The 25,387-nt window shown below is 49.9% G+C and carries 21 protein-coding genes; 11 read left to right on the forward strand and 10 right to left on the reverse strand.

All coding sequences use genetic code 11. The features are described from left to right. Positions 1-48: 48 nt before the first annotated feature. The 3 genes from AC4PM4_RS11255 to AC4PM4_RS11265 all read right to left on the reverse strand — a co-directional run bounded on the left by AC4PM4_RS11255 (position 49) and on the right by AC4PM4_RS11265 (position 4,486). Complete coding sequence (locus AC4PM4_RS11255) at positions 49-885, reverse strand: methyl-accepting chemotaxis protein (RefSeq protein ID WP_076287553.1); 837 nt, start codon at positions 883-885, stop codon at positions 49-51. A gap of 323 nt (positions 886-1,208) precedes the next feature. Beyond that, entirely contained in the window at positions 1,209-2,210 is a 1,002-nt protein-coding gene (gene moaA, locus AC4PM4_RS11260) for a GTP 3',8-cyclase MoaA (RefSeq protein WP_063566937.1), read from the reverse strand. Between the two features lie 119 nt (positions 2,211-2,329). After that, positions 2,330-4,486, reverse strand: a complete 2,157-nt coding sequence (locus AC4PM4_RS11265) for a methyl-accepting chemotaxis protein (protein ID WP_491613625.1) — start codon at positions 4,484-4,486, stop codon at positions 2,330-2,332. A gap of 610 nt (positions 4,487-5,096) precedes the next feature. On the opposite strand from AC4PM4_RS11265, the gene AC4PM4_RS11270 reads away from it, so the two are divergent. The 11 genes from AC4PM4_RS11270 (at position 5,097) to AC4PM4_RS11320 (ending at position 17,272) form a co-directional block, all read left to right on the forward strand. Then, positions 5,097-5,912, forward strand: a complete 816-nt coding sequence (locus AC4PM4_RS11270; RefSeq protein WP_256337981.1) for an ABC transporter ATP-binding protein — start codon at positions 5,097-5,099, stop codon at positions 5,910-5,912. Further along, positions 5,881-6,705 (forward strand): ABC transporter permease, encoded by an 825-nt coding sequence (locus tag AC4PM4_RS11275; RefSeq protein ID WP_491613626.1) that lies wholly within the window; start codon positions 5,881-5,883, stop codon positions 6,703-6,705. Before AC4PM4_RS11270 ends, AC4PM4_RS11275 begins: the two co-directional genes overlap by 32 nt. Next, positions 6,702-7,652 carry an ABC transporter permease gene (locus tag AC4PM4_RS11280; protein ID WP_491613627.1) on the forward strand — a complete coding sequence of 317 codons (951 nt, stop codon included), beginning with the start codon at positions 6,702-6,704 and terminating at the stop codon, positions 7,650-7,652. Before AC4PM4_RS11275 ends, AC4PM4_RS11280 begins: the two co-directional genes overlap by 4 nt. Positions 7,653-7,754: 102 nt before the next feature. After that, positions 7,755-8,831 carry an ABC transporter substrate-binding protein gene (locus AC4PM4_RS11285; RefSeq protein WP_491613628.1) on the forward strand — a complete coding sequence of 359 codons (1,077 nt, stop codon included), beginning with the start codon at positions 7,755-7,757 and terminating at the stop codon, positions 8,829-8,831. 88 nt (positions 8,832-8,919) lie between these two features. Continuing rightward, the gene (locus tag AC4PM4_RS11290) at positions 8,920-10,293 is read left to right on the forward strand and encodes an aspartate aminotransferase family protein (protein WP_072733646.1); all 1,374 of its coding nucleotides are present in this window, start codon (positions 8,920-8,922) and stop codon (positions 10,291-10,293) included. 78 nt (positions 10,294-10,371) lie between these two features. Further along, a complete protein-coding gene (locus AC4PM4_RS11295) occupies positions 10,372-11,637 on the forward strand; it encodes a M20 family metallo-hydrolase (protein WP_491613629.1) in 1,266 nt (421 codons plus the stop codon). Positions 11,638-11,765: 128 nt separating this feature from the next. Then, positions 11,766-12,647 carry a nitrilase-related carbon-nitrogen hydrolase gene (locus AC4PM4_RS11300; RefSeq protein WP_491613630.1) on the forward strand — a complete coding sequence of 294 codons (882 nt, stop codon included), beginning with the start codon at positions 11,766-11,768 and terminating at the stop codon, positions 12,645-12,647. Positions 12,648-12,755: 108 nt separating this feature from the next. Beyond that, positions 12,756-14,123, forward strand: coding sequence for an NAD(P)-dependent oxidoreductase (locus tag AC4PM4_RS11305; protein ID WP_491613685.1), 1,368 nt, complete (start codon positions 12,756-12,758; stop codon positions 14,121-14,123). Positions 14,124-14,307: 184 nt separating this feature from the next. Continuing rightward, a complete protein-coding gene (gene preA / locus AC4PM4_RS11310; RefSeq protein ID WP_063566946.1) occupies positions 14,308-15,603 on the forward strand; it encodes an NAD-dependent dihydropyrimidine dehydrogenase subunit PreA in 1,296 nt (431 codons plus the stop codon). After that, positions 15,600-17,039 carry a dihydropyrimidinase gene (gene hydA, locus AC4PM4_RS11315; protein ID WP_491613631.1) on the forward strand — a complete coding sequence of 480 codons (1,440 nt, stop codon included), beginning with the start codon at positions 15,600-15,602 and terminating at the stop codon, positions 17,037-17,039. Before preA ends, hydA begins: the two co-directional genes overlap by 4 nt. A 5-nt stretch (positions 17,040-17,044) precedes the next feature. Next, on the forward strand, positions 17,045-17,272 hold the full coding sequence (locus tag AC4PM4_RS11320) for a hypothetical protein (protein WP_091002140.1): 228 nt from the start codon (positions 17,045-17,047) through the stop codon (positions 17,270-17,272). A 4-nt stretch (positions 17,273-17,276) separates the two neighbouring features. Here AC4PM4_RS11320 and AC4PM4_RS11325 read toward each other — a convergent pair whose 3' ends face one another. From AC4PM4_RS11325 to AC4PM4_RS11355, 7 genes are all read right to left on the reverse strand, one after another. Then, on the reverse strand, positions 17,277-18,965 hold the full coding sequence (locus AC4PM4_RS11325) for a PucR family transcriptional regulator (protein WP_090808944.1): 1,689 nt from the start codon (positions 18,963-18,965) through the stop codon (positions 17,277-17,279). Between the two features lie 373 nt (positions 18,966-19,338). Beyond that, positions 19,339-22,557, reverse strand: coding sequence for an efflux RND transporter permease subunit (locus AC4PM4_RS11330; RefSeq protein WP_269053958.1), 3,219 nt, complete (start codon positions 22,555-22,557; stop codon positions 19,339-19,341). Positions 22,558-22,597: 40 nt separating this feature from the next. Further along, positions 22,598-23,527 carry a TetR/AcrR family transcriptional regulator gene (locus AC4PM4_RS11335; protein ID WP_176854483.1) on the reverse strand — a complete coding sequence of 310 codons (930 nt, stop codon included), beginning with the start codon at positions 23,525-23,527 and terminating at the stop codon, positions 22,598-22,600. A gap of 241 nt (positions 23,528-23,768) precedes the next feature. Further along, positions 23,769-23,900, reverse strand: coding sequence for a hypothetical protein (locus AC4PM4_RS11340; RefSeq protein ID WP_256337978.1), 132 nt, complete (start codon positions 23,898-23,900; stop codon positions 23,769-23,771). A gap of 142 nt (positions 23,901-24,042) precedes the next feature. Continuing rightward, a complete protein-coding gene (locus AC4PM4_RS11345) occupies positions 24,043-24,357 on the reverse strand; it encodes a DMT family transporter (RefSeq protein WP_063566950.1) in 315 nt (104 codons plus the stop codon). After that, entirely contained in the window at positions 24,357-24,698 is a 342-nt protein-coding gene (locus AC4PM4_RS11350) for a DMT family transporter (RefSeq protein WP_063566951.1), read from the reverse strand. Before AC4PM4_RS11350 ends, AC4PM4_RS11345 begins: the two co-directional genes overlap by 1 nt. Further along, a complete protein-coding gene (locus AC4PM4_RS11355) occupies positions 24,695-25,318 on the reverse strand; it encodes a TetR/AcrR family transcriptional regulator (RefSeq protein ID WP_072733638.1) in 624 nt (207 codons plus the stop codon). The genes AC4PM4_RS11350 and AC4PM4_RS11355 overlap by 4 nt, the downstream gene beginning before the upstream one ends. Positions 25,319-25,387: the final 69 nt, after the last annotated feature.

The following is a 25,387-nucleotide window of genomic DNA, read 5'->3' on the forward strand; positions in this document are numbered from 1 at the left end:
TGTTTATATGCTGGCCTTATAGTTAATGCGCCAAATGAGTATTCTATATTATTCTGCCTTCAATAGCATGGATTCAATAAAAGCTTTGAGATCCTGAGATGCGTTGTTCAGTTGATCAATGACCTCGCTGAACTCGGTGACGAGTTCGGCCTGCTGGTTGCTGGATTGGGCGATGGATGTAATCTCCTGTTCCATCTGACGAATGGAATGTTGTACTTCCTTCAAGGAGCGTTCAATGTTCACTGTGGCTTCTTTGGTTCCGGTGGATAATTTGCGTACTTCGGTAGCAACAACGCCAAAGCCAGCGCCTGCTTCTCCTGCTCGAGCTGCTTCAATGGCAGCATTCAGGCCTAGCAGGTTCGTCTGCTCCGAAATTTCACGAATGAATGAAGCTACCTTGGTGACTTCACTGGAATTTTGTACCGCCATCCGTGTGTTGTCCAAAATCTGTGAAGATGAAGCAGTCAGTTGCTGGGACTGAGCGGCTACGGTCTGAACCATATCGGTTAACTTACCGCTGATTTCTCCGATCAATTCGGTGAAGTGCCCCAGTTTCTCCTCGTTTTTGAGCGAAAATCCAATGGCCAATGCGCCTACGATCTGGCCTGCTTCATCGCGAAGTGGGGTAGCCGCAGAGTTAATGGGAGTCCCGTAATGATGCGCTTCAATACGATTGGCTGAAGTTTCACCATGGATAAGTGCCCGGCGTAGTGTAGGATCTTCAAGTGAGATCGGATCTCCGGCCTTGATACCCAAATCAAGATCTTCGCTCCGTACGTAATACCGGAACTGCTCCATATCGGTAACAGCAATCATCAAATCATTTTCCTTGAGCATGATTTTAAAATACGGGCTTGCTGCAACAAGTGCTTCAACAATATTCAATTGGATCAACTCCTATATATGTGTGCGTATTATCGTGATGTATTGTATATTCATCGTCAGAATTGCGGGATTCTTGAAGGCCTAAAGAGGACATATGGCAGATTTATTTTATTTTAATCTTGAAATCAGGAAAATTGATCAACAAGGTTAGAAAAAAGAAAAATACATGACAAAAAAGCTGATGAGGATCATCTGACCTCAGCAGCTTTTAGTACATCAATAATGGCTGTATTTTGAGAAGTATATCGTGTGCTTACGTTTATTATTTCTTCCTGCTCTGATGCATTTAAACGATGAGCAGGTACCCGCCAGATCACGCTTGCCTATCCACCAATCTGGGACATGCGTCGTACCGTCGGTGTATGACTTTGCATTTTCTGCTCCAGGGCAAGCGCCATTTCATGATTCTTCGGTTTGGTGCCAAGAGCCTTGAGGAAGAGAGCTGCCATAGCATCGGGAGCATCTACGAAGCGGCGAACGTTGTATTCATCCGACCAGTACAGACAAGCTTTGATATGCCCATCTGCTGTCAGGCGGAGTCGGTTGCAGTTATCACAGAAGTGATCACTGACCGGATGGATCAATCCGAATGTCCCTTGTGAACCGGCAATCTTCATGTTTCGTGATGGACCATTACCTGCCGGACCTGCCGTATTTTCCACCGCCCAGCCAGCCTCCGCGCATACATCCGTGACTGCTTCCAGCGGCAAATACGATTTGCGCCATGAATCTGAAGCCTGCCCAATCGGCATATATTCAATGAAGCGTACATGCAGTGGCTGATCTATGGTCATGGCAATGAAATCCTTAATCTCATCATCATTGATGCCCTTCATTAACACGACATTCAGCTTGATCGGAGCAAGTCCAACTGCCGTGGCGGCTTCAATGCCTTTCAGTACCTTATTTACATCCCCACCGCGAGTAATCATGGAGAAACGGCTCGCCTGCAGGGAATCCAGACTGATGTTAATCCGGTTCAGTCCAGCGTCTTTCAGGGCCTGAGCCTGTTTGTCCAGCAGCAATGCATTGGTAGTTAACGCAATATCTTCAATCCCGTCAATGGCCGAGATCATACTTACGAGTTGATGCAGATCTTTCCGTACCAGAGGCTCGCCTCCGGTCAGACGGACTTTGCGCATTCCCATTGGAGCCAACACTTTGAGCACCTGGGCAATTTCCTCGTAGCTCATAATTTGGTCATGCGGGGCAAATTCCATGCCTTCTTCAGGCATACAGTACACACAACGCAAATTACAGCGGTCCGTAACAGAAATACGGATGTAGTCATGTATTCTGCCAAAAGAATCCTGGAGCATTTCCATGCAGACCACCCTTTCATTGATTCAGATTGGAAAGCTTCTATATGAAATGAACCGACAATGTCTAAACGAACAGTTGCATCAAATTTTAGCTATTTCTCCAATCCGCGTCAATGATGACGTCAGGTAATTACGTTTTTATCGGGATGGGTCAGTTGGAATTGTCCCACAAGCTGTTGCAAGAAGACCGTGATGGCTTCGACATTGTGCGATGAATGCTGAACGTGCAGCATGTCGTTAATAAGCTCGACCATCTCGGCTTCAACCTCCGAAGACGTGGAACGATTTTTGTGGCTGATGGCAGCGATATTCTCCATCAATACCACGACCTGATCTACAACCTGTGTTCTTTGGGGTTCTTCAGCCGTTGCACTTTGGAGTAACTGCGAAGCAGCCTGAACAAGCGTGGTGCCTTCAGCCAGCACCTGATCGCCTTCCTTGATGGATTGCGAGGCTGCTCCTGCCGCTACTGAGATATTATCCAGAATCTGATGAATATCTTCCGTGGAGGAACGGGATAATTCTGCAAGTTTGCGGATCTCACCAGCAACGACGGCAAATCCACGTCCGTGTTCGCCAACATGGGCTGCTTCAATGGAAGCATTTAGTGCGAGCAGATTGGTCTGTGCCGAAATTTCATCAATGACAGCAAGTGCGCGGTAGATATCCTGCATGGTCGCCATAAAGGATAGAATCGTATGGTTGGTGTCGGACACGGCTCCCGAGATCTGAGTCATTTTTTCTCCAATACGCTCCACTTCCTGGCGGGCAACGTCAATCTGCTCTGTGGACGACACTTCAAGCTGTTGTAAGGTGAGGCGCATTTCGTCGGCGGCTACTTTGGCCTGATCCAGGTCCTCAAGCTGCTTGCGTATCCCCTGAATCATAGAGCCAAGTTTGAGATTTACACGTTCGGTTGTTCCCTGTGTAGTTTCCGTTGACGCCCGCATCTGGTGCTGGTTGTTCATCACATCCACGGTGGCAAGCTGTACCTTGAGCATAATTCCTTCCAGAGAGTCGATCATATTGTTGATCCATTTCGCCAGTTCACCTGATTCATCCTGGGCAAAAGCCGACGTGTCCAGACGCTGAGTCAGATCCCCTTTGCCTTCGGCGTTAATCCGAATAAAGCGGCTAATGCGGCGCAAATCCTCATGGCCCCGTTGAACATGTTTTCGTTGCAGCTGGCTTGCAGTCAGGAATCCATAGATGAAATTAAAGGCAGCGATGGCTGCTGCGCTCCATGCACTTCCAGTCAGCGCATATACAAGTGCAGCTCCCGCAATGCCTGACAACAGGATGTACAAGCTATGCTGCTTGAATTGGCGCCAGCCAATGCTGCGTATCCGATACACTTCCTCCAAATCGCCTTCACACATCATGCCCCACAGATCCGGACAGTGGGGAAGCTGGAACGTGATGCCTTTTCCAATAACTGATATATGACGATAGTCTGAATAACCCGGAAAAGCCACAAACAGATTGGAGCCATTGTGAATGGTATTCGCTACACCGGGATGAAGTTCGTTGGTAGAAGGATCGGTAAACATCAATTCCAATTCGGTATGTTCTTTAACAGATACAACGCCCCATTCAGTGGTTACGCCGTCTTTCAGATTCTCCCCATGGGTGAATGTATGATCCTCGAAGCGGCTGCGGGACAGGGCAGTCCCGGGTTGAAGCGTAGGCCGCAGTTTTGATTCAGCCATAAAAAGATAATTATCCCCCGAATCAGGGTAGATGTGGCCTGATTCACGCTGGATCAGATCGCCCAATACATCATTAGGCACACGACTGCACAGGGAACCGATGTAACGGCCGTTTTCCATGATCGGTACGATAAACGTCAAGGTTACATCATCGTGAAACGTGGAAGAACGTGGTCCAATTTCTAGTGTGAGCGGATCAGAATAAGGTCCAAACAGGCACTTTTGTCCGTTGATATCCGCTTGGGTATACCTAAGTCCTGGCCCGATCAAAGCATTTCCATCTTCGTAGACTTGTCCAATATGTTTCTTATATGTAGAAAATACAACCTGGTTTTGCTCGTTCAGCATAAAAAGCTCAGTACTATCGGTAGCGCGTACATAACTTGCTGCGAACCATACCTCCAATCCGTGTACATCTTCTGTGCCTTGTAACATACCCTGCGGATGAACGGCTCGTACCTGTTGAAGCAATCGATCGAGATGATTCCACTGCTCCTCAGCCCAATCCATCAAGAGCTGCCGCCGGGTCTCGGCGATGCCCTCAAAGATTTCCTCTACGTCTTGCTTCATATTTGCATTCAACCGATACGACCGCCACAGCGGCCATCCTTTTCTCCATCCCAGCCAATCAAACATACGGACCACCCCGATTTCTGATTTTGAAAATCCTTTGCGAGACTGTTCGGAAACGCGATTATCCAGCCACTATGGGTGGTGGACGGGAATCAATGACACCGCCTTCATGATCCCGGAACCAGACACCGTATCGGGGCGAGAGTTCACGTCCTTCTATATGAGCATTTTGCAAAATGCTGTTATCAATGTTTATACAAGAAAATCAACAAGAATACGAGGGTATATGTCATATTTTCCGAATATTTATTCAATAAATACAAATGATTATGCGCCTTTACTTGGATATTACAAGAGTTCTGTATGAGTGAAGCAGATGTTAGATAACATACACGGACATTGACATGTTTAGGACTGAGAATCGGTATCATTTTACACTGTGTAACATGAACAGGCCCATACTCAAAACAGTCTGTATAATGTAATCCCCGCCCAAAGATATATAGTATTACCTAACAAGCAAAACCTGTTACGTTCGTGTATATAAACCTTCCATTCAGCCTTGGTGTGAAAAGATTGCGAGCTTCCCGCGAAAAGGAGAATGCCCATGTCCTCTATCATCGTCCCCGACACCTGCCATATCGAGCTGGATCACATTTCCGTTGTATTTGGCAGTGGAGCACAACAAGTTACCGCCCTGTCCGACGTTTCATTTCAAATCCATTCCAATGAATTTGTCTCTCTGCTTGGCCCCTCGGGTTGTGGCAAGTCCACACTGCTGCGACTCGTAGCCGATTTGCTCCAGCCAACGACAGGCAGCATCCGGGTTGCCGGGGAAGAACCGGAGCGGGCGCGGTTGCAGCGCCAGTTCGGTATTGTCTTCCAGACTCCAGCGTTATTCGATTGGCGCACGGTACGCCACAATGTGGAGCTTCCCCTGGAGCTGCTCGGCACAAGCCGGAAGGAGTGCCGCCGCATGAGTGGTGAACTGCTTGAAATGGTTGGGCTGACTCGCTTTGCTGACCATTATCCATGGCAGCTCAGTGGGGGCATGCAGCAGCGTGTTTCCATTGCACGTGCACTCGCGCTTGATCCGCCATTGCTGCTTATGGATGAACCTTTCTCCGCACTGGATGAATTCACGAAGGAGAAGCTGCAATTGGAGCTGCTTGATATTAAGCGATCTACAGGCAAGACATTCCTGTTCGTTACACACAGTATCCCCGAGGCCGTATTTCTATCTGACCGCATCATCGTCCTCTCCGCACACCCTGGTCAGGTGCACTCCATTCATTCCGTCAACCTGCCAGCCAAGCGGGATCGAGAGCTGAGGGAAACCGAAGCCTTTTACCGTATGATGACCACCATCCGCAATTGTTTCTATGAGGAGCGTGATCCAATCCATGTTCCTGCACACCAATAAGCTGGGTTTTCGCTCCTGGGTAGTGATCTGGATATTGTTCGTATTGCTGCTGTGGGAAGGTATCGCCTGGATTCTCCATTTGTTCATGTCACCCCAGCAGGCGGCATCCCGTCTTCCTTATCTCCATGAGGTTCTCGCAGCCCTTTTTCGTTACTCAGGCACATTGGCTGAACAGGGCGCCGTAACGTTTGGGAATGCAGCAATTGGTTTTGCCGGTGGAACCGTGTTGGGTCTGCTGCTGGCCCTGCTCATGAGTGTGGCGGTTTGGGTAGAGCGTACCTTATCTCCGTATGTCATCTCTTCCCAGATGGTGCCCGTAATCGGTCTTGCGCCCATTGTCTATGGCATTATCCATAACGCCGAGTGGGCCCGAATTATAATGGCGGCTTACGTTACGTTCTTCCCGATTATCATCCACACACTCAAAGGATTAAAAAGTACAGCGCCGGAGCATCTGGAGCTAATGCGTTCCTGTGGAGCTTCCCTGCCTGCGCGTTATGTCAAATGTTTGCTGCCGTCTGCGCTGCCCGGTCTGTTTTCCGGTATGAAAATAGCTGCTCCACTTGCAGTCACCTCTTCCATTGTGGTGGAGCTGATGGGAGCCCCGGATGGACTTGGTGTACTAATGGTCAGTTCCTTGTATTACGGCAGTGCCCAAATCGGCATGTTCTGGGCAACCATCATGCTCAGCATTGGCATTGGACTCATCTCGTATCTTGCCATCAGCCTCGCTGAGCGCTGGCTAACCCCATGGCAGCCCGAATTCAGGGCCAAGGGAGGGCGTGCTGCATGATGAATGAAAGTGTGGTGGTAAGCCGCAAAGGTGAGGAGGGTGCAACGGTCGCTGTCTCTGGCACGGGCTCCATTGGGGAATCTATTGTGGATACGATTAAGGTGCCAACTGCTTCAGGCTCGGATATCCATGGGCAACAGGGACAAGCCGGACAGAGACTGCGGAGTAGTAGTGTTCGCAAAAGATCAATTGGATTGCGCCTATTGCCGTGGCTTGCCGGAGCCTTATTTCTTACCTTATGGCAACTTCGATTGTTCCATCAGTTATTCTCGCTTGAAAGTTACCAACTGCCTGTGCCATCAGCAATTGCAACGTCCATCAGCGAAAATGCAGAAATGCTCTTCCGATACGCGATGTACAGCGGAACTGAGATGCTGGGTGGCTTTCTGCTCGGCTCCTTGCTGGGAGCCTTGGCGGCTGCGGGTGCATCCTTCTTCCCGACGAGTGGCAGGGCGGCAGTTGCTGTAATGTCAGCACTGAACGCCGTTCCGATTGTTGCGCTGGCCCCGATTATGAACAACTGGTTTGGGGACGGGATATGGTCACGTATTGCCGTCGTGGCTGTAATTACGATGGCTGCCATGGCTGTGAGTCTATTCAAGGGGTTGACCTCAATTCAGCCGCAATACAGTGATCTGATGGGTGGTCTTGCCGCCAGCAGGATGCAGGTTTTCGTAAAGCTGCGCTGGCCTCATGCACTGCCTTCCCTCTTCGCAGGTCTGAAAATTAATATGTCGACCAGCATTATTGGCGCCATTGTGGGTGAATTTTTCATCGCCTCCCAGGGGCTTGGATACTTGCTCTCGGATCAGATCCGACTGGCGAACATGCCACTTGCCTGGTCCTGTATTGTTATCGCCGCCGTGCTCGGTATTGTGTTGTATGAAGCCGTCGTTCTGGCCGAGAAACGGCTGACCCCGTGGAATCGTGCACATACAGATCCTTAAAGCTCATTAAGATGCCAACCTTCCACAGATCGATTGACTCGTGAAGCAGGCTTCACAGTACCTGATTGAAAATCCTTATATAAACAGGGGGTTGTTCTGTATATGTACAAAACGTTAAAACCGGGTTTTCTGGTGTTGGTACTGTTGGTCGTTGCGATGCTGGGAGCGTGCTCCGCAAAATCAGAGTCTTCCGTCACCCCTGCTGCTGCCAGCTCGGAGGGAGCGGAAGGGTCAGATCAGCCCTTAACCAAAGTGAAGATTCAGCTCAAATGGGTGCCTCAGGCTCAGTTCGCGGGGATATACGCCGCTAAGGAGAAAGGTTTCTTTGCAGATGAAGGTATTGATGCCGAGATCATTCCGGGTGGCCCGGATATCGTGATCGAACAGCAGGTGGTTAACGGCGCAGCCGATGTGGGTATCACTGGGGTAGACAGTTTGCTGGTCAGCCGGGATAACGGTCTTCCGCTGGTCTCCCTCGCCCAGATTTCGCAGAAGAGCAGTTATCGATTGATTGCGAAGAAGTCCGCGGGTATTACCGATCCCGCCCAGATGAAAGGCAAGAAAGTGAGCACATGGTTTGGCAGCCAGCAGTTTCAGGTTCTCGCTTTTATGGAGAAGAACGGTCTTGATCCAAAGAAGGATATTGAACTGGTGAAGCAGGGTTTCACGATGGATCAGTTCTTCAACGATCAGGTGGATGTCGCCACGGCAACGATTTATAACGAATATCACGTGGTACTGGAAAGCGGAACGAAGGAGTCCGACCTGGATGTATTCAACATTGAGGATGCCGGGGTAGGTATGCTGGAGGATACGCTGATCGCGAAGAAGGATTGGGTGGACAGTAATAAAGAGCTCGCGGTGAAAGTGACCCGTGCCGTTCTGAAAGGCTGGAACTACGCCATCGACAATCAGAATGAAACGGTGGATATCGTGATGAAAAACGTAACAGACGGCAGCACGACCCGCGAACATCAGGTGACCATGCTGGAAGAGATTGCGAAGCTGATTCGACCGGAAGGATTTACAGAGAAACAGGTAGGTAGTTTCGTGGATAAATCGTTTACGCGGACTGCGGATATTGCCCTGAAGTATGGCCTGATCAAGAAAGCTGCCAATCTGGACGAAGCACTGGAGAAAAGCATCTATGAAGAAGCCGTGAAGGATGTGACGAACTAAATAAGCGTGGAGTGTTCGGAAGAGGGTACTGCAATCGGAGTGGTCAAGTGTAAAGTCCATAGGTTCAGGTTAGAGAGGAGGATGACGAATGAGCTCAGTGGATCAGCAACCTCAGCCGCGTGGTGGTACAAAGGAAGAGTGGCTGGAAAAAGATCGCAAATATGTATGGCATCACATCTCGCCTCATAACGATCATCCGATGATTGCCGTAAGCGGGGAGGGCAGCTGGATCACGGATCAGGATGGCACACGGTATCTGGATGCGATGTCGGGACTGTGGTGTGTGAACGTCGGGCATGGACGCGAGGAGATTGCCCAAAGTGCCTATGAGCAGATGAAAGCTCTCGCGTACGTGCCCATGACCCAGAGTCATGAGCCGGCGATTCTGCTGGCAGAGAAGCTGAATGACTGGCTGGAGGGGGAGTATCGCATATTCTTCTCCAACTCGGGTTCAGATGCCAATGAAGTGGCGTTCAAAATAGCCCGTCAGTTTCATCATCAGAATGGTGAACCAACTCGTCACAAATTCATCTCCCGTCACCGCGCCTATCACGGCAACTCCATGGGCGCACTGGGCGCTACCGGGCAAGCGGCCCGCAAAATCAAATACGAGCCGCTGGGCGTAGGCTTTTCTCATGTACCACCTCCCTATTGCTACCGCTGTCCATTTGGACGAAACAAGGATGGATGCGGACTGGAATGCGCCACTATCTATGAAGAGGTTATTCGTTGGGAAGGGCCGGAGACGGTAGCTGCGGTCATTATGGAACCAGTCATTACAGGGGGCGGCATGATTGTCCCGCCTCCGGAGTATATGCGTACCGTGCAGGAGATTTGTGAGCGTTATGGGGTGCTGTTCATTGTGGATGAGGTCATCTGCGGATTTGGCCGCTCCGGGCAAAAATTCGGTCATCAGAATTACAGAGTGCAGCCCGATATCGTCACGATGGCAAAGGGTATGACGAGTGCGTACGCTCCACTATCGGCGACAGCCGTTCGAGCGGATCTGTATGACACGTTCAGAGAACCTGGAACCGATTCACACTTTCGTCATGTTAATACGTTCGGGGGCAATCCTGTATCCTGCCGCGTGGCACTGGCGAATCTCGAAATTCTGGAACGAGAGAATCTGGTCAGCCGTGCTGATGAACTTGGATACCTGCTTCGGGATAAGCTGGAGCCGCTGCTGGAGTTATCGGTGGTTGGAGATATCCGCACATTTGGCTTTGCCTGCGGGGTGGAGCTGATTGAAGCCGATGGTTCGCCTGCTCATGCGGATAAGGTCATGAAAGTACTGGCAAGCTGCAAAAAGGACGGCGTACTGATTGGCAAGAACGGCGATACCGTGCCGGGATTTGCGAATATTTTGACCATCTCTCCGCCGTTCGTCACCACTGAGGAAGAATTGGACCTGATCGCTGGTAGTTTGCTGGCTGCACTACGCAGTTTGGATGCAGGGTAGTGATGGAGAGGAAGTGGAATATAGGTGGGATCTCTATTTATATCGTGCTTGTAAATGTGCGAAAGGAGGCGATGGAGGATGCAGACCACTACCGGGAAAATCATCAATCAGCTGCGTCTGGATGATCGAATTGAACAGTTGTCTTGTATTGGCCGAATTGTAGAGACGGGTGTCTGCCGACTCGCGTTGACTCCGGAAGATATGGAGGGCATTATCCAGGTTCGCCTCTGGATGGAAGAGGCCGGGCTTGTGACTCGCCTTGATCCGTTTGGCAATCTGATTGGTCGCCTTGAAGGTACAGATTCGTCCCTGCCGATCCTTATGATCGGTTCACATATTGATTCCCAGCCATATGGTGGTCGGTATGATGGGGCCATCGGCGTCCTTGGTGCGCTGGAAGCTGTTCAGTGTCTGATGGAACAAGGCATTCGCCCTCCAATGCCCATTGAGGTCATTGCCTTTTGTGATGAAGAGGGCTCGCGTTTTAACAAAGGATTATTTGGCTCACGTGGCATAACCGGACAGCTGGAAGAGGGAGAATTGGAGCGACAGGACAAAAATGGGGTGACCCGCCGAGAGGCATTGCAGTCCTTTGGCTGTGCACCAGAGCAATTTGCCGTATCGGTCTATCCGGCTGGCTCTATTGGCAGTTATCTGGAGCTGCATATTGAGCAAGGACCTGTTCTCGAATCGCTGGCCGCTCCGGTAGGTCTGGTGACTGGTATCTCGGGCCCGCTGTGGCTCACGGTGACGATGAAAGGCATGGCAGGGCATGCCGGGTCCGTACCGATGGGGATGCGGCATGATGCGCTGGTGGGCAGCGCCAAGGTCATTGCGGCTTTTGACGATATGGTCAGAGAAGATCCGGAAGCTCCGACAGTAGGGACCGTGGGGAGCCTCCGTGTCTTCCCGGACTCACGCAACATCATTCCTGAACAAGTCAGCTTTACGGTTGATTTGCGAGATATGGAGATGGAGCGCAGAAATCGGCTTGAAGAAAGGTTAATGAGCCTCTTGGATGACGTTAGCTCGGAATACGGCCTGACCTACTCTTTGACCGAAGATACCAACAGCGAGCCGCGATATTGTGCAGAACGAATCAAGAATGCCATTCGCTCTTCTGCCGAAGAAATCGGCCTGCCTTTACCGGAGTTGATGAGTGGTCCGTTTCATGATGCACTTGCTCTTTCTTACGTGTGTGACTATGGCATGATCTTTGTTCGCAGCAAGGATGGAATTAGCCACCATCCAAGTGAGTATTCTTCGCCCGAGGACATTGCTCTCGGTACAGAAGTGCTGTACCGCACGATCAGGCAGATGTGCAGCCCGGAAACCGGTGAGTAACGAGGGGAACATACAGGAGGGAGGACGATGGAAGTTCATTTCGATGGGGTTTTACAGTCATATAAGATGATGGTGATTTTCATATAAACGGACAGCGGACAGTTTCTTAGAGGAGGCGATGTGGCGTTATGGGTAAAATCAGCATCGGGATGATTCAAGCTTCACATGAGGTGGAGGGCTCGGCCCCAGTTGAAGTGCATAAGGAGGCCGCCATTCAGAAACACATTGCGCTGGTGCGTGAAGCGGCTGCTCGGGGAGCGCAGATTATCGGCTTGCAGGAAGTGTTCTACGGGCCTTACTTCTGCACGGAGCAGAGCCCCAAGTGGTATGCATCTGCCGAGCAGGTGCCGGAAGGACCGACAACCAGGCGTTTTCAGGGGCTCGCGAAGGAGCTCGGCGTGGTGATCATTCTGCCTGTATACGAGGTGGAAGGGATCGCTTCGTATTACAATACGGCTGCTGTTATAGATGCGGACGGCTCCTACCTGGGGAAATACCGCAAACATCATATTCCGCATGTGGAAGCGGGCGAAGGCACGAATGGGTTCTGGGAAAAATACTATTTTAGGCCAGGTAACCTGGGGTACCCGGTATTTGATACAGCCTATGCCAGAGTGGGTGTGTACATCTGTTATGATCGTCATTTTCCGGAAGGGGCACGGCTACTTGGGCTGGCGGGTGCAGAGATTGTATTCAACCCTTCCGCAACGGTAGCCGGAACATCGGAATATTTGTGGAAGCTGGAGCAGCCTGCCCATGCGGTAGCTAATGGCTATTATGTGGCTGCCATTAACCGAGTGGGAGTGGAATCGCCATGGAATATGGGTGAATTTTATGGTCAGTCGTATCTGGTGGACCCGCGAGGCAGGATGGTGGCCATGGGCAGCAGGGATCAGGATGAGGTTATCATTGGCGAGATGGATCCGGAGTTGATTCGGGAAGTACGCAATGTATGGCAATTTTACCGCGATCGACGGCCTGAGACCTACGAACATCTCGTTAACTTGTAGCTGAGCGAAGATAGTTTTGGCATCGCAGTCCCTGTGTGAGTCAGTCATTAACTTTATCCGGCGGCGAAAGGAAAAACAGAGATCAACCTTATGGAGGTGTAAGACATGATGAACAGCGCAGGAGCAACGTTGTCCGATTACGGATGGGAGAGTCGTTTTACCGAAATGAGGCCTGCAATGACGGGCAAGGAAGCGATGGAGGAATCGAACCGCTGTCTGTACTGTTATGATGCACCCTGTATCAAGGCATGTCCAACCGACATTAATATTCCTTCGTTTATCAAAAAAATCTCGACGGGTCACCTCAAAGGCTCGGCTCGGACCATTATGGAAGCCAACCCGGTAGGTGCTAGCTGTGCACGGGTCTGCCCGACAGAGGAACTGTGTGAAGGCGCTTGTGTACTGAACGAGTCATCCAAGCCGATTAGGATCGGTGATTTGCAGCGATATGCAACAGACTGGGCACGGACGAAGATTGAACCGTTATTCAAGGCAGCGCCTGCCAACGGAAGAAGTGTTGCAGTTGTAGGCGCAGGGCCAGCGGGATTGTCTGCGGCCAGAGAGTTGGGGCGTGCAGGGTATGAGGTGACGATCTATGAAGCCAAAGGGAAAGGCGGAGGGCTGAACACGTATGGTATCGTGTCCTTTCGCCTACCGGAATCCGTAGCTTTATGGGAAGTCGAACAGGTGCAAGCACTGGGTGTGCAGATTCGGTATGGTATGCGTATTGGGGTGGATGTGTCCGCTGAAGAGTTATTGGAGCAGCACGAAGCCGTTATTTTAGCCTGCGGGATGGGCGCTGTTCCGATGCTTGGCATTGAAGGAGAGACGCTGGAAGGTGTTTATGATGCCATTGAGCTGGTGGAATCCACGAAGCAGGGTGTGCCTCCGGCGCTGAACGGTCTGAAGGTTGCCATTATTGGTGCAGGCAATACGGCGGTGGATGCAGCGACCTGTTCGGTACGTCTGGGGGCCGAGCGTGTGCAGATGCTTTATCGACGCGGGGAGAGCCAGATGACAGCTTATGCCTTTGAATATACATTTGCGAAGCAGGAAGGTGTGGAATTTCGCTGGTTCACCATGCCGAAGCGCATTATTGGAGACGAGAATGGGAGAGTCCAGGCGATAGAATGTGTGAAAATGAAGTTGGTTACTCCACCTGGAGGTGGTCGGGCACTGCCTGTGCCGATAGAGGGATCGGAGTTCATGCTTGAATGTGACACTGTTGTTCGAGCCATTGGACAGAACCGTTTGCTGCCATTAATTGAGGCATTTGGCCTGCGTCATCACTGGGGCGTTGTTGAAGTGGAACCACAGACGTACCGTACGTCCCATCCACAGATCTATGCGGCAGGAGATGTAATCTTCGGACAGGGGCAGGGCGAAGCGATGGTGGTCTACGCAGCTCAACAAGGCAAGCTGGCGGCTGCATCGGTGATGAAGGCGTTGCCCGGACAGGTGGAAGAGACGGCTTGAAATACGAGGTGTACGGTTCGTTAGAATGTACACAAACAGTATATAACAGCAGGTTGGCAACACCAATCACTCATACTAACCCTGATCAAGCAGGATTCCTGGGTCATACGTGAGATTCCAGTCTATCTTGTGAAGTTCAAACAAACACCATTGTGAGTTCAAACTACACCAAGGAGGGATCGTTATGGCTGACTTATCCATTAATCTGGCAGGTATTCGATCGCCCAATCCATTCTGGCTGGCCTCTGCGCCGCCGACCAATACCGGATATCAGGTTCAGCGCGCCTTTGAAGCAGGCTGGGGTGGTGCCGTATGGAAGACGTTGGGCGAGCCGATCATTAATACCTCTTCGCGTTTTGCAGCCGTTCATTTTGGTGGACAGCGCGTCGCGGGTTTTAACAATATTGAGTTAATATCTGATCGTCCGCTCGAGGTGAATCTGCGTGAAATTGCTGAGACCAAGAGGCGTTTCCCAGATCGGGCAGTGGTTGCTTCACTCATGGTGGAACCGAAACGCGAGAAGTGGCATGAGATTGTGAAGAAAGTCGAAGCTGTCGGCGTAGACGGGCTGGAGCTGAACTTTGGTTGTCCGCACGGCATGGCCGAGCGTGGTATGGGAGCTGCGTCTGGTCAGCAACCGGATCTGGTTGAATTACAGACGATGTGGGTGAAGGAAGTGGCGACCACACCTGTCATTGTGAAGCTAACGCCTAATATCACCGATATTACGGCGACTGCCCGGGCAGCCGTGCGTGGCGGTGCGGATGCGATTTCCCTGATTAATACGATCAACTCCCTGGCGGGTGTGGATCTCGATTCATGGAATACCGTGCCGCATGTAGGTGGCAAAGGGGCGCATGGCGGCTACTGCGGTCCGGCTGTGAAGCCAATCGCGCTGAACATGGTTGCCGAGTGTGCGCGCAATCCGGCAGTTGGTGTGCCGATTTCCGGCATCGGAGGCATATCCGATTGGCGGGATACCGCAGAATTTTTACTTATGGGCGCGACGGGGGTCCAGGTATGTACCGCAGCCATGCATCATGGCTTCCGTATCGTGGAGGACATGATCGATGGCTTGAACGATTATTTGGATGAGAAAGGTCTGCGAAGTGTATCTGAATTGATTGGTCAGACGGTTCCGCGTTATTCGGATTGGGGCAATCTCGATTTGAATTACAAAGTGGTAGCCCGCATCAACCGCGATGTCTGCATCAATTGCAACAAATGCCATATCGCCTGCGAAGACACCTCGCATCAATGTATTGATATGTTGTCTGACCCCTCTGGCTCGTATCTTGAGGTCGTTGAGGAAGATTGCGTCGGATGTAATCTGTGCTCGATTGTTTGTCCGGTGGACGGCGCAATTGAGATGGTAGAGATCGCACATGAACAGGAACCGTTAACCTGGAATGACCGTCAGTCTGCGATTGCCCTGCTGCAATCGGCCAGAGATCAATCCACCAAGGAGGCGATATCATGAGTACCCGCAAATTGATTCGTAATGGAATGTTGGTCACGGCGTCGGATACGTTTGAAGCGGATATCTACATTGAAAACGGAAAGATCGTGCAGATTGGCATGGGACTTGTGCCGGATGAACGAACGGAGGTTGTGGATGCGTCTGGCTGTTATGTCATCCCTGGCGGGATTGATCCGCATACTCATCTGGATATGCCGTTCGGCGGAACGGTGACGGCGGATGATTTTGCAACGGGTACCGCAGCTGCCGCCTTCGGCGGCACAACAACGGTCATTGATTTCTGTTTGACGCAAAAAGGCCGACCTTTGCTGGAATCACTTCAGGAATGGCATGCCAAAGCCGAGGGCAAAGCCGCCATTGATTACGGGTTTCATTTGATGATTGGCGAGATGAATGATCAGGTGCTGGAGGAACTGCCACAGATTATTGAAGAAGAGGGTGTGTCTTCCTTCAAGGTGTTCATGGCTTATAAAAATCAGTTCCAGGCCGATGACGGCATTCTCTTTCAGACGCTGCAAAAGGCCAAAGAGTTCGGTGCACTCGTCATGGTGCACGCCGAGAATGGTGATGTTATCGATCTGCTGGTCCAGCAGGCGCTGGCGGATGGAAGAACTGATCCGATCCACCATGCACTTACCCGACCTTCCATGCTGGAGGGAGAGGCTACAGGGCGTGCGGCCCGACTGGCAGCACTTGCCGATTCACAGCTTTATGTGGTGCACGTCACCTGTGCTGAAGCTGTGGAGCAGATTGCGCGTATGCGAGACATGGGCTATCGAATCTGGGGCGAGACCTGTCCGCAGTACTTAACTCTGGATCAATCGAAGATGGATCAACCGGATTTTGAAGGCGCGAAGTATGTATGGTCCCCACCGCTGCGTGAAGCCCATCATCAGGAAGTGCTGTGGAATGCACTCAAGAGCGGTCAGTTGCAGACGATTGGCTCGGACCATTGTTCGTTTAACTTCAAGGGACAGAAGGAACTGGGCAAGGATGATTTCAGCAAAATTCCAAATGGCGGGCCTGTCATTGAAGATCGGCTCAGCATTTTATATTCCGAAGGGGTAGTGAAGGGGCGAATTTCGCTTAATCAGTGGGTGGATTTATGCTCTACACGGGCAAGCAAGCTATTTGGTTTATTTCCGCAGAAAGGAACCCTTGCTGTGGGGACAGATGCGGATATCGTTATTTTTGACCCATCTATCTCAAGGGTGATTTCGGCAGCTACCCACCATATGAATGTGGATTATAGCGCCTTTGAGGGCATGCAGGTTCAGGGATGTCCGGTGACAGTGCTATGCCGCGGGGAATATGTGATTCGGGATCGACAGTTTGCCGGAGTGGCAGGAGCGGGTCAGTATGTGAAGCGTGACAAATATGATGCCGGTGCACCATTACCTGTGAGACAGCCTGTGACGGCAGTGAATGGAGGGTGAAGCTGATGTCGGACCATGATGTATTTGAGGCGGAAAAGATAGCAATCGAACGAATGGTGGCGCAGGGTTACCGGATCTATGCCGTTCGGGAACATCTGGAGGGTGCTCATGTCGTGTGGGGGCACCCCGATCTTCCCGGAGAAAAACAGGAGCAATATGTGGGTACAGCGTCTGGACGGAAGTGGTTCAGTCATATCCTGATCAGGCAGCTTCAGGAGCAAAAAGGAGCGTAGAAGGTCACACGAGTGGCCCATGAACGTATTCATATGCATAGATGGCAAGTTCGATGGCGACGCGTTTCTCGGGGAGAGTATAGTCGTCACCCAGAAGTATCTCAATTTTGTGTAATCTGTGATATAACGTCTGTCGGACGATAAATAAAGCCGTGGCCGTCTCCTGTTTGGAGCAGCATAGAATAAAATATTGTTTAAGCGTACGCAACAACTGACCGCCTTTTTCGGTATCATAACGAATGACTGGCCCGAGATATTCTTCAATGAAATCATCCAGACTGCCGCTCTGCTTCATGCTGGCAATAATGCGGTAGCAGTGAAGATTGCTGTAAAAGGGCTGCTGCATCACACCGATGTCCTTCTGAATGCGCAGGGTATCCTTGGCTGCCTCAAGGCTGTCTTTCAGACGTGATAGATCAGCGCAGCTGTGACCGATGCCGAACAGACCCGAGAAGAGGCGATGGGTCTGTTCCTGTTCATGCTGCTGCAACTGTTCAATGCAGCGCCATAGACTGCTTTTTCGCTGAGATCCAGGCAGAGGGTCAACAATAATCAGAATGATCTGGTGGTTTAGCACGGTGCTGTACAGGGCGAATCCTTCCCGCGCGAACACGGAACGGGCAATGATGTTGCGTTGAATTAGCAGTTTCTGTAGCTTGAGACTGTCTGTGTAGCTGGGATTGCTATCGAACAAAATGACGGTACCTTTTCCAGAAGCAAGCTGGGCATTGGCAGCAGATACATATTCATGAATTTCTTTCGCAGAATGATGTCCGTTAAGCCAGTCAATGACCCACATATCTTCCTTGTAGCGTCGCTTTTCCTCCATGTATTTGGTGCGCATCCAGTCCTGAGCAATGGCGGCTGCGCAACGTTCCAGTGCCTGGATGATGAACTCATCAGAGGGTCTATTATGCAGATCCTGATCGTGATCCGACAGCTTGTCGAGCATCAGCACCAGATCGGCAAATGCATAATCAAGCGCCTGTACAGGCAGAGTGAGTGCATCCGGTGAATGCACCGAATGATTCCTCTGTAAAGAATGATCTCCCAAATGCTCTCCCTCGTCCGAATGACCACGACGTGACAACCACTCCTGCCGACGAATCTCCAATTGGGCTGGAGGGCAGTAGGGAACGGCACTTGCTTCCCCATCCAGTGGATATAGCGCTACAGGGTAACCCGTTGTTCGAGACAACAGTCGGAGCAGTGGTTGTACACCGTCTCCATTCAAAAGAAGTTGGTTGAACGAGGTAGTGAGGCTGTCGAGATCAGCGAGCATACGCTGGTGGCTGCGAATCAGGGCGAAATGCAGGTCCTGTGTAATATCGATATAACGTACTTGTTCGTGGAACCAGATCAGTGGAAAATCCTCTTCTGCTGCAAGTTCCTTCATAGGTCCGAGCTGGGACTTGGTGTGAGCCCCCAGTTCGATACAGAGTCCCGCAGCTCCACGAGCAATTAACTGGCGCATGAAAGACAGTCCCTGCTTTTCATCATCCTGCCAGCCAATGCCAGTCGTTAGCACCAGTTCCCCGCCATTCAGCAAGTTGCCTACTTCGGTAACCTCCATAATGTGCACCCAACGCACATATCGCTCCAATGCCCGTTCACTGGCGAGTACCTCAGCCTTGCGGAACACTGGACGTTTCAGCATGTCTCTCATCTGAATATGCAGCGTCGTTTCCCCCACAAAACCACCGTCCTTCCCTCAAATACATGCAGTTTACATACCCGCTTTGTAAGTCGAGCTTCTGAAGAGCGTTTGTCTTGATTATAAGTCTGTTAACAACAGATGAGCTGAAATCTCACGTTCATTTGTTTTATTTCACAAAATGATCTCTTCCTTTTATGAAATAAAACAAAATGGATTATTTCTATGTAGTTCTATCTAACATCTAGATGTTTCTATGACCGATGCTAAGAAACTATAGTTAAATGTAAAACACCCCTTAGCCGCAGATCAGAATGTACAAACCATTCTAATGTGGACTAAGGGGTGTTCTATGTTAGAAGCTCATCATAATTCTGAGTGATGATTTAATTCAATCAACAGAAGGTGTCGATTAATCTTCAATTCTTTTCTTTTTGAACTTCATCAGGAACTCATACACGATTGGCACGATAACCAGAGTCAGCAGCGTAGAGCTGATCAGACCACCGATTACGGTAATTCCGAGACCTTTCGAGATGATCCCTGCGCTTTCTTCAAGTCCTGTCACCAGTGGCAGCAAGGCACCAATGGTAGCCAGAGCTGTCATTAGAATTGGACGCAGACGCGTTGCTCCGGCTTCCAGCAAGGCTTCACGAGTAGGCATTCCCTCTTTTTCCTTGTGAATAACACGGTCGATCAAGACGATGGCGTTGGTGACCACGATCCCGATCAGCATCAGTCCACCCATCATGGCAGATACGTCAAGCGTACCACCAGCTACGAACAGGCCGACCATAATACCAATGACGGTAAATGGCAGGGAGAACAGGATGGCAAATGGCGCCAGTCCACCGCCGAACGTAACAACAAGCACAAAGTATACAATCGCAATGGCTGCCAGCATGGCCAGACCAAGTTGGGTAAACGTATCATTAATCTGTTCGGTTGTACCGCCAAACTTCACTTCAACACCATCTGGCAGATCCAGTTTGTCGATGTTCGCCTGCAAGTTTGATGATGCTTTTTGTACATCGGAAGCTAAGATGTTGGCTGATACCTGCACAACGACTTTGCCATCAATACGCATGATGGAGTTCGGTGAAGTGCCTTCTTCCACTTTCGCGACATCTTTGATTGGTACTTCAATGCCGAGTGGTGAAGTAACTTTTTCGTTTTCAATATCAGCAATGCTGGTGAATGTCTTTTTGTCAGTCTCTACATAGACCTTATACGTTTTGTTTTCGATATCCACTTCTGTGAGTACAGGGCGTTCACGTGCAGGGCTGAGGGTCATAGCCAGTTGGCCAGCAGTCAGACCGAGCGAGCTCAGTTTTTCCTGATCCGCGACGAGGGTGTATTGCCCGTAGGTATCAGAGAGCGTAGTGTCGGCTTTTTCAAAAGATTCGGTATCTGCTTCAACCAGTTTCAGAATTTCGTCCGAGACAGGTTTGATCTGATCTACATTATCACCATAGATGGAAAGGCTCAAGCTGCTGCCTCCCAGTCCCCCGGACATATCAAGTTCATTCCAGGTTCCTACAGTAACTTCTTTCTTCAGACCTTCCACAAGCTGTTCTTTCACTTTTGTAAAGTCTTTCGTATCTTCGTTATATTCGATATAGAAGAGAGCAGAGTTGGAGCTGCCTCCACCCATGCTGCTCAGTGGATTGCTGCCGCCGATGGAATACTGCATTTTCTCCAGACCTGGCTGCGTCAGCAACCATTTCTCAGCTACGAGTGCTTCTTTTTCAACATCTTCACGCAAAGCTCCAGTTTCCGGGCTGTACGTAATGGTCACATATTTATCCTGTTGTTCCGGCAAGAAACTTGCACCGATGAACGGATACAGGAACAAACTGCCGACGAGCAGCAATACAGCAACGCCGACGGTGATGAGTTTGTGAGACAATGTCCAGTTCAAGAGACGTTTGTAACCCTCCGCCATCTTGCCTGGTTTTTCCTCATGATTCTGCTTGTTCTTCAGACCTTTGCGGAACAGCGTATGTGCCAGCATCGGTACAATCGTAACAGCCACAATCAGGGATGCCAGCAAAGCAAAGACCATGGTCAAGGCAAATGGCATGAACAGCTCACCGACCATACCACTCACCAGTGCCAGCGGCAGGAATACCGCAATGGTTACGATCGTGGAAGAAAGGATCGGAATGAACATTTCACGGGTAGCTTCCCGGATCAAATCACGGCCTTTAAGTTTCTCTCCCTTGAGTGTCAGTCTGCGATAGATATTCTCGATAACAACGATGGAGTCATCGACAACCCGTCCAATCGCGACCGTCATGGCACCCAGGGTCATCATGTTCAGCGTAATGTCCATCATATTCAGTGCTGTCAATGCAATGAGCAAGGAGAGAGGGATAGAGACAATGGAAATAATGGTGGAGCGAATATCACGCAGGAACAACAGAATGATCAAAATGGCGAACAAAGCACCAAACATCGCTTTGAACAGCATCGTGTTTACGGAGTCCTGGATAGGTTTACCTTGGTCAAGCAAAACAGTCAAATCGGCGTTTTTGAACTGCGTCTGCAACTCTTCCGCTTTGTCTTTAACCGCCTTAACGACATCAACGGTGTTGGCATCATTGGACTTAACGATGGAGATCCCGATGGATTCCTTACCGTCTGTCCGGGAAATGGATTCCGCCTGGCCAATGACTTCAATCTTGGCGATCTCGCTTAATTTAACGGTTGGGATTCCAGGTGCGTTAGCGGCACCTGAAGTACTGCCCACACTGGCATTTCCGCCAGCGGCTTGTCCTGCAGCCTGGTCAGCACCTTGTGCAGAGCCTTGAGCTGCCCCGCCAGCTTGTGCGCCGGCGCCTTGTGGTGCTGTGGCTGAACCACTGCCCGCTCCTGCACCGCTTGGTACAACCGGAATAGCGAGATTTTTCAGATCATCCAGATCGATGATATTACCGTCAACAACAACAGCTTTCTGTGCTTTGTCCAGTTCGAACAGTCCGAGTGGTACACGGACAGAAGAACCTTGAACGATGCCGTTGACTGTATCTTCAGTCAAACCGAGTTCATTCATTTTTTTCTGATCAAACTTCAGTTGAACTTCCTTAACATATTGGCCCGAAACTTGGACTTGAGCTACACCGTCAATATCTTCGAGTGCAGGCTGGATATCCGTTTCAACCAGTCGAGTCAATTGTTCCAGATCGCCGCCGTCCTTGTCAGACAAGCTGAGCGAGACAACCGGGAAGGAGTTGATGCTGAACTTCGAGATGGTTGGTTTCTGTACACCATCCGGCAACTGCACCTCATTCAGTGCTTCGCGTACCGCTGCGGTAGCGTTGTCCAGATCGGTACCATAATCAAATTCGAGGGTGATGGAAGAAGCATTCTCCATGGAAGTAGAGGTGAGTGTCTTAATTCCCTCTACATTTCTTAAGGTCTGTTCGAGTGGTTTGGTGACATCCTCGACAATACCTTCTGGAGCTGCCCCTGGATCAATGGCCGTAACACTCAAGAATGGCACATTGATGTTTGGTATGGTCTCCTGTTTCATCGTCAGTCCGCTGTACAAACCGGCGAAGGAAACGATGATGGTCAGAATCCAGATCGCAAACTTGTTGTTCAGTGAAAAATTAATAATCCCTTTCATACGATGGTTTCTTCTCCTCTCTGTTTCTCCCTGTATTTCTTTATTGTTGTGACGAGTCAGCCTGGATGAACCGGCTATACATGGCATCCATAATGTGCTGAAGCTCGGAGTGCAATGGCTGGATGACAGGAATGTGATCCAAATTACGCATCATGCCCAGAATAATGGCACGTCGCGGTGTGAATTCCATGATTTCCTGTCTCAGGATGGCGATGGTCTCCAACGCGTCATTGCGCAATTGCCCTGGAGGCATATCAGAAGAGATGATATCCTTCATCTGTTTGATGATATGAATAGGATGACGCATCATTGTGGAATCTGTATCTGAATCGCTGCTCCATGCTGGCCAATGTTCCAAAGGAACCAAAGGGGCAGGGCGTTGATCGAGCAATCCGCGAGCTGCATAATCGATCGTTTGCAGCATGTTGCTTGCCATCTTGGATACGGTAAGGGAAGGCATTTCCGTAAACCAGATTTTGATGTAGGAGAGGAACAGACCATGCGTGAGCAAAATAAGGTCTAAGGTATAGGGTCCAATCTCCGGTCCGTACAGATCCTCCAGTTTGTCCTTGAACCAGTGCAGGGTACGGATCTCCAGATCCTTGTTTTTCGGTTTGCACTTTTCCTTGCGATGCTGCTCTTCATCCATCATCATGCTGCGCATTTGCACGCGTAAAAATTCTTTCAGCTCGGATACATGGACAAGCAGTGTTTCAATCTGCTTGTGCAGACGTTCTCTCGAAGTGAGCCCAGCTTCATGTTCAATCTGGGAGATTTCGTCCATGAGCGTGAATATGCAGTACTCCATCGTACTGGCCTCTAATTCCTCTTTGGATTTGAACATGAGGTAGAGGCTGCCTTTCGACATCCCGCATATTTCTGCAATCTCCTGCATGGAGGTTGCAGCACTGCCTTTGGCTGAGAACAGCTTGAGTGCTGTGGTAATAATGAGCTTTTTCTTCTCATTCATTTCATGGATAGGGTTCATTAACGATACATCCACCTCACCTGCGGAACTTATGAGTTCTTGAATTGACTTTAGGGTCAAACCAAGTATAAACGATAAAGACAATGGAATTCAAATGGGAGAAAAATGGAAAAAGAAGAGGGTGTACTATATGGGGACTGGAGCATTTTTCCTACGTAATGCAGACGCAGTAAAGGCTGTATATATGAGCAACGAATGTTCATTGCAATATGTATGATCTATTTCATGATCCGCCTTTAAAGACGTAAATGGCTAGAAGAATAATAGCTACAAGAGCAATCAAATAAAAGGTTCCCACAGCGACCAGAAAGATATATCCGGTAAATGAACCCATACGCGCGAACCATTTCTTCATCATCACGACTTCCTTTCTTACGTAACAGAGTGTGGTGAGGTTTCTTACTTACATCATATCCCAAAAAGACGACTTTCTGATCGAAAGTCGTCTTTTTGGGATAATTAAATATTATGGAAGATATATAATGGAGGTATTTACGTTACGTAATCAGTTTCAATCCGATCGCCGCCACCAAAATCATGGCAATAAATAGCAGCCGCTTGGCTTCCTTCCGCTCACCGAACAGGAACATACCTGTTAACGTACTGCCCACCGTACCGATTCCAGTCCACACCGCATACGCGGTACCCATGGGAATAGAAGTCATCGCGTAGGATAACAGGGAGAAGCTGAATGCGAACGATACGAGCATGAGCACGATATAAGGCCAGCCTTTTCGGGTAGAAGCACCATTAATGCCGATGACGCCAAAAATTTCACATATGCCTGCGCCCACAATTGCCATCCAAGCCATTATGCTTCACCTCCTTTTGCCGATTGTTGATCCGTGACCAGTTTCAGTCCGATCACACCACATAGCAACAGACCGATTAACAAAACCTTGGCAAGTGAGAATGCTTCACCAAATAGGAGCATTTCAGCCAGTACCGTACCTGCAGTACCAATCCCCGTAAATACGGCATACACCGTACCCACAGGCAATCTTTTGGAAGCAGCAATGATTAATCCAAAGCTCAGGATGATGGCTAGGGCCGTCAAAGCCCACTCCCAAACATTAGAGGCGTGTTTCAGCCCACTTACCCATACAATCTCAATTAGTCCTCCGATAAATACATATAACCAGTTGCGGTTCATGATGATGAATCTCCTTTCAAAACAACGGGCAGTGCCTCTTGTTTCAGATGATGAATGCCATGCCAGTAGACTGGCCAGGAAGCTTCAATCCGTCTTCTGTATCGACGTGAACTTCCATAAATAATCTCAACCGTGATGCCATCGAGAAAAGTCATATAAGTAATCGCAGCTTGTTCTGCTGGAACAGCCTGTAGTTCCCCCTTGCGCGTCGCCCTTTGCAGCAGTCGTGTCAGTGACCGCTCCATACCGTCCAGAAACGGATAAACTAAATCCATCACTTCGCTATATAGCGAAAGCGGCGGGAAGTAACACATACGCAGCATAAAGCGGGCAGAGGCATTACAGTTATACTCTTGCTCAAACCATATCAGCAAACCCTTCAACCTTTGTTCCAATGGCAGATCGGCGTGATCACGGAAGTATTCGAGCGTTCGACGCTGAACATCCTTAAACGCATGCGCAAGGGTTTGCAAAAACAGGTCATCCTTGCCGCTAAAATGTGCATATATAGACGGTTTTTTAATCCCGACTTCGTCAGCGATTGCTCTTAAGGAGGCTCCTTCATATCCATCTCTTGCAAAATGGAACAGGGCTGCATCCCGAATCGAATGTGCAGTCATTAATATCACCTTCCTAACGGTCGTTAGGTAACCTATATTTTCACATTTTACATTCCCTGTCAAGGCACA

The sequence above is a fragment of the Paenibacillus sp. MDV22-iso6 genome (assembly GCF_058408365.1).